11 protein-coding genes and 1 tRNA gene are annotated in these 8,961 nt (G+C 61.2%); 6 read left to right on the top strand and 6 right to left on the bottom strand.

The window, feature by feature from the left end; genetic code table 11:
- The first annotated feature begins 135 nt into the window (after positions 1-135).
- On the top strand, positions 136-1,296 hold the full coding sequence (locus X743_RS163205) for an alpha/beta hydrolase (protein ID WP_023764269.1): 1,161 nt from the start codon (positions 136-138) through the stop codon (positions 1,294-1,296).
- Between the two features lie 20 nt (positions 1,297-1,316).
- Here the strand turns inward: X743_RS163205 and ade are convergent, their stop codons facing one another.
- Positions 1,317-3,134: an adenine deaminase gene (gene ade, locus X743_RS163210; protein WP_023764268.1), complete on the bottom strand. Its 1,818-nt coding sequence runs from the start codon at positions 3,132-3,134 to the stop codon at positions 1,317-1,319.
- A gap of 273 nt (positions 3,135-3,407) precedes the next feature.
- On the opposite strand from ade, the gene X743_RS163215 reads away from it, so the two are divergent.
- The 3 genes from X743_RS163215 to X743_RS163225 all read left to right on the top strand — a co-directional run bounded on the left by X743_RS163215 (position 3,408) and on the right by X743_RS163225 (position 5,175).
- Positions 3,408-4,073 carry an outer membrane protein gene (locus tag X743_RS163215; RefSeq protein ID WP_023764267.1) on the top strand — a complete coding sequence of 222 codons (666 nt, stop codon included), beginning with the start codon at positions 3,408-3,410 and terminating at the stop codon, positions 4,071-4,073.
- 284 nt (positions 4,074-4,357) lie between these two features.
- Positions 4,358-4,443, top strand: a tRNA-Leu gene (locus tag X743_RS163220).
- A gap of 348 nt (positions 4,444-4,791) precedes the next feature.
- Positions 4,792-5,175, top strand: coding sequence for a hypothetical protein (locus X743_RS163225; RefSeq protein ID WP_156934392.1), 384 nt, complete (start codon positions 4,792-4,794; stop codon positions 5,173-5,175).
- A 54-nt stretch (positions 5,176-5,229) separates the two neighbouring features.
- Here X743_RS163225 and X743_RS163230 read toward each other — a convergent pair whose 3' ends face one another.
- Positions 5,230-5,481, bottom strand: coding sequence for a hypothetical protein (locus tag X743_RS163230; RefSeq protein ID WP_023764265.1), 252 nt, complete (start codon positions 5,479-5,481; stop codon positions 5,230-5,232).
- Positions 5,482-5,626: 145 nt separating this feature from the next.
- On the bottom strand, positions 5,627-6,325 hold the full coding sequence (locus X743_RS163235; RefSeq protein ID WP_023764263.1) for a hypothetical protein: 699 nt from the start codon (positions 6,323-6,325) through the stop codon (positions 5,627-5,629).
- A 191-nt stretch (positions 6,326-6,516) separates the two neighbouring features.
- Here X743_RS163235 and X743_RS163240 point away from each other — a divergent pair, with 191 nt between their 5' ends.
- Both X743_RS163240 and X743_RS163245 read left to right on the top strand, forming a co-directional pair.
- Positions 6,517-6,798, top strand: coding sequence for a helix-turn-helix transcriptional regulator (locus X743_RS163240; RefSeq protein WP_023764262.1), 282 nt, complete (start codon positions 6,517-6,519; stop codon positions 6,796-6,798).
- A gap of 69 nt (positions 6,799-6,867) precedes the next feature.
- Complete coding sequence (locus X743_RS163245; RefSeq protein WP_023764261.1) at positions 6,868-7,488, top strand: hypothetical protein; 621 nt, start codon at positions 6,868-6,870, stop codon at positions 7,486-7,488.
- 11 nt (positions 7,489-7,499) lie between these two features.
- Here the strand turns inward: X743_RS163245 and X743_RS163250 are convergent, their stop codons facing one another.
- The 3 genes from X743_RS163250 to X743_RS163260 form a co-directional block, all read right to left on the bottom strand.
- On the bottom strand, positions 7,500-7,829 hold the full coding sequence (locus tag X743_RS163250) for a hypothetical protein (RefSeq protein ID WP_023764260.1): 330 nt from the start codon (positions 7,827-7,829) through the stop codon (positions 7,500-7,502).
- Positions 7,830-7,888: 59 nt separating this feature from the next.
- On the bottom strand, positions 7,889-8,377 hold the full coding sequence (locus X743_RS163255) for a hypothetical protein (protein WP_023764259.1): 489 nt from the start codon (positions 8,375-8,377) through the stop codon (positions 7,889-7,891).
- Between the two features lie 128 nt (positions 8,378-8,505).
- Positions 8,506-8,946, bottom strand: a complete 441-nt coding sequence (locus tag X743_RS163260) for a DUF3102 domain-containing protein (RefSeq protein WP_023764258.1) — start codon at positions 8,944-8,946, stop codon at positions 8,506-8,508.
- Between the last annotated feature and the right edge of the window lie 15 nt (positions 8,947-8,961).

The raw sequence follows: 8,961 nt of genomic DNA, 5'->3' as shown, positions 1-8,961 counted from the left end.
CGCAGCGGATTGCCGTGCCCGCTCACCATTGCCGAGCCATCAATCCACTTTGAACTGGACCGCGCCGGCCTCTGGCCTTATCGGGATAGTCAGCGACGTCATGCGTCTGACGTCCCCCTCTACGGGAGCCGGCGTGTGACTGTGCGTTTGAAGGGTTTGCTCGTCGTCGCATTTGCGCTCGCCATCGCCGGCTGCGCCGGCCCTACGCATGACCTCCTCAACAAGACCACCGTTGCCGCGCCAGCTTCGGACATCGCGGCTACGCATGAGATTTTCGTTGCGACGACGCGCCAGAGGGCAACGAAAGATCCGCGGCAGGTGTTCGACGGTGATCGTTCTCTGACCACCAGCTACGCCCGCGTCGACGTCACCGTTCCGAGAAGTCATCAGGTCGGCGCCATCGAGCGGGCCAAGGGGTCGGCCAACAGCAATCCGGCGAAGGATTTCACCGCCAAGGACGTCACCTACTATGAGGGCGCTCCGCAATTCGCCAAGGCGGTCGGCGCCGACATCGCCATGCGCGGCGACCGCGCGCTGGTTTTCGTGCACGGCTTCAACAACGGGTTCGACGACGGCATCTACCGGCTGACGCAGATCGCCCACGACACGAAATATCCGGGCACGCCGGTGCTGTTTTCCTGGGCCTCGAGCGCCAAGACCACGGGCTATATCTACGACAAGGACAGCTCAACCGCCGCCCGTGACGATCTCGAGGCGACGCTCAGGATGCTCGCCAAGACCCGAGTCAAGAGCATCGACATCATCGCGCATTCGATGGGAACCTGGCTGACGATGGAGGCGCTGCGCCAGCTTGCCATCACCGGCGACCGCGATCTCGGCGGCAAGCTCGGTTACGTCATTCTGGCTTCGCCGGACATCGATGTCGACGTGTTCAAGAAGCAGATGATCCGCTATGGCAAGCCAGACAAGCCGTTTGCCGTGCTGCTTTCAGGCGATGACCGGGCGCTCAAACTGTCTTCATTCATCTCCGGCGACAAACCGCGTGTCGGCGACTACGGCAACGCGGCCGATCTCGCCAGCTATGGTGTGTCCGTCGTCGACCTGACCAAGACCAAGGGCGGCGACGGAGGCCTCAACCACGCGAAATTTGCCGACAACCCGTTCCTGGTGCAATTGCTCGGTGACCGGCTGCGTACGCCGGCTGGCCTGGCTGCCGATGAGAACCCCGCCCAGCTTGCCAATATCGGCCAAGGCCTGGGCAAGGCCGTCGGCTCCGCCGCCGAAGTCATCATCACGACACCGTTCAAGGTGCTGACCATCGCTACCGGCGGTTAAGCAGGCCACCGGCGGCTGATCTAGACAAAAAGATCGACCTTCTGGAACGTCGTGACGTCGATCAGGCCGACGTCGGAGATCCTGAGCTCCGGAATGACGACCAGCGCCAGCAACGAGTGCTGCATGTAGGCGTTGTTCAGGGAACAGCCCATCTTGCGCATCGCCTCGGTCAGCTTGTCCGCCTTGGCGGCGACGATCTCGGCCCGCTCGTCCGACATCAGGCCGGCGATCGGCATTTCGACCAGCGCCAGTTCCTTGCCCTTGGAGAACAGCACGACCCCGCCGCCGACCTCGCCCAGCCGGTTGACCGCCAGCGCCATGTCCTGCTTGTTGGTGCCGACGCAGATGATGTGGTGGGCGTCATGCGCCACGCTGGAAGCCATGGCGCAGTCACCCATATAGCCGAAGCCGGAGACGAAGGCATTGGTGACGCCGCCGGTGCCCCTGTGCCGCTCGACCAGCGCGATCTGGCAGATGTCGTTGCGGCGATCCATGGCGACCAGCCCGTCCTCGACTGGAAGATCGGCCTCCAGCGCCCGCGTCGGCGCCTGGTTCTCGATGACGCCAATGACCCGCACCCGCACCTCGTTGGCGCCCTTGGGCGCCGTAATGTCGAAATCGCCGGCCTTCAGCTTCTTGCCCAACTTGACGGTGTTCTTCGCCGTCTTCGGATAGTCATAGGCGGGAATGTCGATGTCGAGCTTGCCGCCCTTGGCCAGCCTGACGCCGCGCGCATAGACCTCGTCGATGGTCATCGCGGCGAGATCGGAGACGATCAGCAGGTCGCCCAATCGCCCCGGCGCGATCGAGCCGATCTCGCGCTCCAGCCTGAAATGCTGGGCGGTGTTGATCGTCGCCATCTGGATCGCCGTCACCGGCTTCAGCCCTTGGCTGATGGCGTGGCGCACCACCCTGTCCATGTGGCCTTCGTGAACCAGCGTGCCGGAATGGCTGTCGTCGGTGCACAGGATGAAATTGCGCGGATCGATGCCGCCTTCGGTCACCGCCTTGATCTGCGAGGCGACATCGTACCAGGCCGAGCCCAGCCGCAGCATCGCCTTCATGCCCTGACGCACGCGGGCGATAGCGTCCTCGGCGCGCGTGCCTTCATGGTCGTCCTCGGGGCCGCCGGCGACATAGCCGTGGAACGGCAGGCCGAGATCGCGCGAGGCATAATGCCCGCCGACCGTCTTGCCTGCATGAACTGTCGCCGCGATCTCGCCCGACATCACCGGATCGTTGGCCACGACACCAGGGAAATTCATCACTTCGCCGAGCCCGATGATGTTTTCCCAGCTCATCGCTTCCGCTACATCGGCGACCGTCAGTTCGGCGCCGGCATGTTCGAGCCCCGGCGCCGAGGGCACGCAGGACGGCATCTGGACATGCACGTTGACAGGCATCGCCACCGCCTCGTCATGCATCAGCCGCACGCCGGGCAGGCCCAGCACATTGGCGATCTCGTGCGGGTCGATGAACATCGAGGTGGTGCCGTGCGGGATGACGGCGCGGCAAAACTCGGTCACCGTCACCATGCCGCTCTCGACATGCATGTGCGCATCGCAGAGCCCGGGCACCAGATAGCGCCCGCCGGCGTCGACCACCTTGGTGCCCTGGCCGATCGCGTGGCTGGCATTCGGTCCGCAATAGGCGAAGCGGCCGCCGGCAATGGCGATGTCGGTGCCGGCGATGATCTCGCCGGAATGAACATTTACCCAGCGGCCGTTGCGGATGACGAGATCGGCGGGCTTGCGACCCATGGCGACGTCGACGAGATGGGTCGCCATCTCGGTCCAGGGCTTGGGTTTCGTCGCATGCGCCGCCGGCTTCTTTGCCATGAAGGAACTCCTGTTTGCGCGACTGTGCCAATCCTGCCTGGTTTTGACCAGCGCCAAACCGCGGATAGGGTGAGGCCTACGCAACCTTCACCACGGCTATCGCGCCCACCGGCCAAAATCCATTCCGCGAGGCGATGGAGTTCGCCGGTCGCGGGGCTTCGGCTTGCCACCGGAGGGGTGCGGCAGGCGGCATAGGAAATCTGATTCCGTTTTGCGGCAAATCAGGTTACGTTGCCTGCAAGGATTTTTCTTGCTCTTCGTCCGGGGAGTTCGATGTACCGCCTTATCGTCGCAAGTGCCGGTCTTCTTGCAGCCCTGTCCGTGCCGGCTTTGGCAGCCGACCCGGCAGTCGATGTGCCGATGACCGCGCCCGGCTTCGACTGGACCGGCTACTATGCCGGTATGCAGGCGGGTTATGGCTGGGGCCAATCCGATATCTCCGGAACCGACGGCGGACCGTTTTCCGTCTCGCCCGACATCGACGGCGGCTTCGTCGGCGGCCACGTCGCCGGGCTGTGGCAATTCGACCAGGCGGTGATCGGCGCCGAGGCCGACCTCAACTATTCCTCCGTCGACGGGACGGCCGACCTAGGCGCGGGAAACACGTTCGGTACCGACGTCAAGTGGTTCGGGTCGGTCAATGCAAAGGCCGGCTATGCCATGGACCGCGTGCTTGTCTATGGCATAGGCGGCGTCGCCTTCGCCGGCATCGAAACCTCGCAAGCCGCGGGCGCCGCCTTCTCCGAAACACGTACGAATGTCGGCTGGACCGTGGGCGCCGGCGTCGACTATGCGTTGACCGACAAATTCGTCGTCGGCGCGCAGTATCGCTACTACGATTTCGGCTCGGAGCACTTTGATGGATCCAACGGCTTCACCGACCGCGACCAAGATACGAAGCTGAACACCGTCGGCGTCAATCTGAGCTACAAGTTCTGAACATCGCCAATATCGGTCGGCGAACGACCGATATGGCGTGATTGGCAATTGCGATGAGAGGGGCGGCCGGCGCCCCCAGTGGGCGGGGGAATGGGTTGGGCCTGGTAGACGCCGGCCTCGGTGGATCAAGTCCGCCGTGCAAACACCCTACGCATTGCGCGCGGCGCGCTAAATTCCGCGATCACACCAGTATCGTTACGCCCCTTCCTCTGGGATGAGCGGCGTTCGGACTGCCAAGAACACGACTTGACGGCCTGCGTCTGGCGTCTGAAAAGGGCTGGCCTGCGGACGTGGCGGAATTGGTAGACGCAAGGGACTTAAAATCCCTCGATCTCTGATCGTACGGGTTCGATTCCCGTCGTCCGCACCACGTTGAAATCGTTAACATTATTGCCTATCTATGGATTCACTGGCTACCCTTGAAAAATGCCGTTTGGGTAGCCGTAGGGGTAGCCGGACAACGAAATGGCAGCGCGTCGCCCGTATGCCGCAGCGCCTTGGCTAATTGAGAAATGCCTAATAAGCTCGCGTCGGTTGGGGACCGTGGCCTGTGGGGGAACATCCTGATTTCAGCAAGGCGATGGCCGAACTCGCTGCCATGCGAGCACGGGGCGATATAGAGCAACCTGAGTTCGAAACTGCGCGGGGCCTTCTAAGGGAGCGATACGGCATCGCACCCGGTCAGCCGTCAGCCGTCTCATCTCAACCGAAAAGTCGCATGTCAGAGAATGAGGCAGTAAAGAAAATTACGACTTGGATTCTGATCGCAGTCGCTGCTTTCGCATTGATGAAGACTTGCTCAAAAGGGGGTCACACCGACGTCGCGGTGCAAGAAGAACGGAAGGATGGCTCTCAGTGCTTCAGCGCATGGGACGGCTCAAGCCGCGAGCTAGTCCGCTTGGTCACGGAGAGGCTTCGCGATCCGGAGTCTTTTCAGCACTCAGAGACAAAGACATCTGAGCCAGACAAGAGCGGGCATCGCACCGTTCTCATGGAATATCGCGCGAAGAACGGCTTTGGCGGCTACAATGTAGGCTACGCGACGGGCTCGCTGAACATTTCCGATTGCGCAATTACCGACTTCAGTATGCTGGCCCAATAAAAAAGGCCCGCCACCGTGAGGCAGCGGGCTGTAGGTCGGCAAATTTGCCGAATCTCAATGCCGGGTTGCCGACATCGCCTCCAACATATCCCAAGCGGCATCGCGGTTTCGGTGCTTGCCGGGAATGCTGACCCAGCAACTTCTCGCGACGATCCACGCCCGAATGTCTTCATCGGGATGCACATCGGTCATAAGGGCCGTCCAGTCCCACTTTCGGGCCTTGCAGCGCATGACGTCGAGCACAAACCAGCCCTGAGGCGGACGGTCACGTTCGTCCCGATCAATTCCCCTGGCTTGCTCGCTCATGACGCCACGAAGGCGGCGATTACCGCTTCCCTTGTCATCGTCTGGTGACCACCGTCAGCCATGTCATAGCGGCGAAGTAGTTCGGCTAAGGTGATCGTGCCGGCGCGCATGTAACTGCCTCGACCTGTCGGGATTAGCGCTCTCATCATTGCACCTCGCAGAGCGATGAGAGGCAGGCAACAAGTTCTCCCTCGTCAAACTCAGTGCTTAGGCGTTTGTTGCCGCGAAGGAGAGAGGAAGCCTTGGCTCGAACATCTTCGATCGACTGACAGGGATGGCGAAGCACAACGCCAAAGGCCTCCTTTGCGGTAGAAAAGGCTTCGTCGGTCTGACGGTACGCTTCGGGATGCCCGCTGGCCTCGATGACGGCTTCACCTTCTCGGAGCGACGCGACCCCCTCGGTGCCTTGAGCTTCAATGTCGCGCATCCATCCGTCATAGGCTGATCGGTTCATCATGCCGCCAGCAAAGGATTTTTCGATCTGGTCCCGCTTGCGCTTGATTTCAGCTTCAAGAGCCTTGGAGGTACGGAAAACCATGGGAATGTGTGACCAACGGGAGCGGATGCCGCCGGGGGCCTTCCACTCCGGAAAGAGCTTTTCGCCGAGAGCTTCGGCAATGGCGGCTTCGCGTACCTCGCAAGCGCTGTAGTGGTCTTCAGCCGACTGGTAGTCCAAGAGAGCAACTTGCAAGCTCCTGGTGATCGGCGACAAGTCAGGCGCGGTCGGCGCCGCTGTAGCGCCCGCTATTGCCGGAATTGAGGCTATGCCCGCCAGCAATAGGCGACGGGAAACATTGGCCGCGGGCATAGCTTCGCCGGCGGCCGGAACATGGGTGTTCGGCATTTCATTTTCCTCTCGCCTGATCGTTGAATGCTCGCCCTTGGCGCCCAGGCTCCCGCCAATAGGAATCTTCGCTTGATCGGGAGTCCGAGGGAAATCACAAGATCCGTCGTGCCCGCTATTCACATGCTAGGCGCGGTATTGCTCGCCGAGCGACTTGTTGATACGAATAGTATCGAACTAAGGCGAATGGCATGTCAATACTAAAAGTATCGATACGGCAGGTGAAAGCAGCTCGGGCACTGCTAGGATGGTCTCAGGCCGACCTCGCGCGCGCATCATCAATTTCCGAGCCCACCGTTAAACGGCTGGAGTCAGCTGACGGCGAATTGGGCGGCCGCCAAGATACAGCAGACGCTATCTGCCGCGCCATCGAATCGGCCGGCGTCGAGTTCATCCCCGAGAATGGTGGCGGCGCTGGCGTGAGGATTCGCAAGGCCGCACCAGCCGACGGCGGTTTTGTCGGGAACGGCTAATACAGGTTTGCAAACGGAGTTAAGGCCGCCGTGAAGCGAGGACAAGAAGATCTGGGATGGCAAGGTCCGATGGTCTTTGTCGCCATTGCTGTGGCCACGCTTGCGGTCTGGAGCATCTGGCCAGCTCACTCCGCAGTCTGCGGCAAAGATGAAGGCGCCGCCATCTGTGTCAGGGAATGGTTCGGTGCCGCGAGCGGATGGATGGCGGCGGTCGCCGCCGCGGTCGCGATCGGACCGTTACTTGGCCAGTTGCGGGAACAACGAAGGCAGACGGAATTTGCCTTGGGCCACGCATCGGCAACTCTAAGCGCCGCCCACGTCATAAACAGCCTCGAGGATGCGGTTCTGCACGTAGTCAATTGGAATCGATTTCCGTCTGACGTCATCGCTGTGCGAATGGATGCAAGCCAATTTGCCGCTGGGATGGCGATGTCGAAGGTTTCCATTTCCGGAAAGTCGGTAGAGCGCGACACAAGGATGGGAACTCTCAAAGGCATCGTGCGCATTCCAGGGTGGGAGGATCGCAACGGACCGCCGCCCTTTGCCGACGTCACGGTCTACATCACCTTCCATAATGACGCGCCGGAGATCGTTCCTGTCGAGTTCGAAGTTGAACTTGTTGTCTATGCGGAAGCGCCATATCGAACGACGCTGCGGGCATCGATGAATGTCCGTAGCAACGATTTTTAAAAAGGGCGACATCACCTGCCGCATTGACCCGGCGTGGCTTCGCAATCTCCCGCCCCTCTTTCGAAGGTCGGCTTCCAGTCCTTCATGCGCGCCTGCTGGTGGCGTTCGTAATCAGGCACGAAGGTGAAGAACACCGGCCGACGATCGCGGCCAGCTGCCTTGCAATCCGAACAGCCGAACAGCCCGACGAGATCCTGGTGCATCGATCCGTGATCAGGCCCGAGCCGGTCAATCAACGCCTGGACGTCGAGTTTTGTCGACTTGCAGCACATGGGGTGACTGCAGTTGACGTGCAGAGTTTCGCGGGCGGCAAGGGTTTCGGCGAGGGTCTTTTGAGGCATGGCGAACTCCGTTTGAGGGTGATCGCCGCAACGGGAGGATTATATTCCCGATTTCGATGTCAATGACCAGCAGCTTTCAATTCCTTGGCGTGGGCGAGTTGTCTCATCAGTAATGTGAACTTATTTGCCAGTGCTGGTATTTGAGCGACCGTTCGCTCGACGAATTTCGCCGCCGGAGCGCAAGCCAGATACTCGCCTCGGAGATGGTCTGCCGCATCGCGCTCAGCGCTGGCGAGCATTCCCGGCTTGAATGAATCCTGAGAACGAGCTGTCTCCCTCAAGATTGAGCCCGCATCGGGCTTCTCAGGAAAGCAATACCTGTCGATCGCTTCGGAGTAAGCGTATGCCCTGATGAACGGCAGATCTGCGATCTCCCTGGTGAATCCGTCGATGAAGGCATCAGCGGTCCAGGGCTCGCGAACAATCACGACAGGCTTAGTCGTGTTGCGAACAGGCTCCCCCGTGTTTTCGAAAGCCATCGCAGCGTCAGCGGTGGACCAGACCGCCAACATGCAGACAGCAATTGCCCGTTTCAGTCGAAGGTCCATCGGACGTTCTTTATTGGCCAATCGGCGCAAAAGAATGGCGGAAAGGTGAGCGAGTGACCGACGTAAAGCCTCACCAGCGCTCGTTTCCGCCGGCCGCCGTCCTACGCCGCCGCCGTCTGCCGCGCGTCCTAGCGCCCGCCTATGGCCAGCCGCATGCATTGCGAGGCCATCGACCGCGACAGACCTTCCTGCTTGTCGAGCCACGGCCCGAAATGCCCGTGAGGCAGCGACGTCTTGTTGTGAAGTAGCCAGCGACCGACGGCGAGCTTCTGGTGGATCGACAGGTGGCCGCGGGGAATGGCTCGAGTGTCGGCCGACGGCGGGTCTGCCAGCGGCACGACGTTGCTAGGCGATATCAGCGCCAGATAGGCGCGATGCACCTCATGCTGCTTATCGGCAGGCAGTTTGTTGAACTGGCGCACCGTCATCCCACAACCGATCGCCAGGACAGCGGTGTGACGCTCCTCGCCGCGAAGGCGCCGGAGTCGCTGTCCTTGCCATTGGTTGGGCAGCCGATAGGTGCCGACGCCCTCGATCTCGATTTCGGTGAAGGGTGTTCTCGCAAGCAATGCCGCGCCTCGCTG

Source organism: Mesorhizobium sp. LNHC232B00 (assembly GCF_000502435.1).
GTDB lineage: Bacteria > Pseudomonadota > Alphaproteobacteria > Rhizobiales > Rhizobiaceae > Mesorhizobium > Mesorhizobium opportunistum.
Note: the sequence above shows the minus strand (reverse complement) of the source record. Positions and strands in the feature narration are given on the sequence as shown.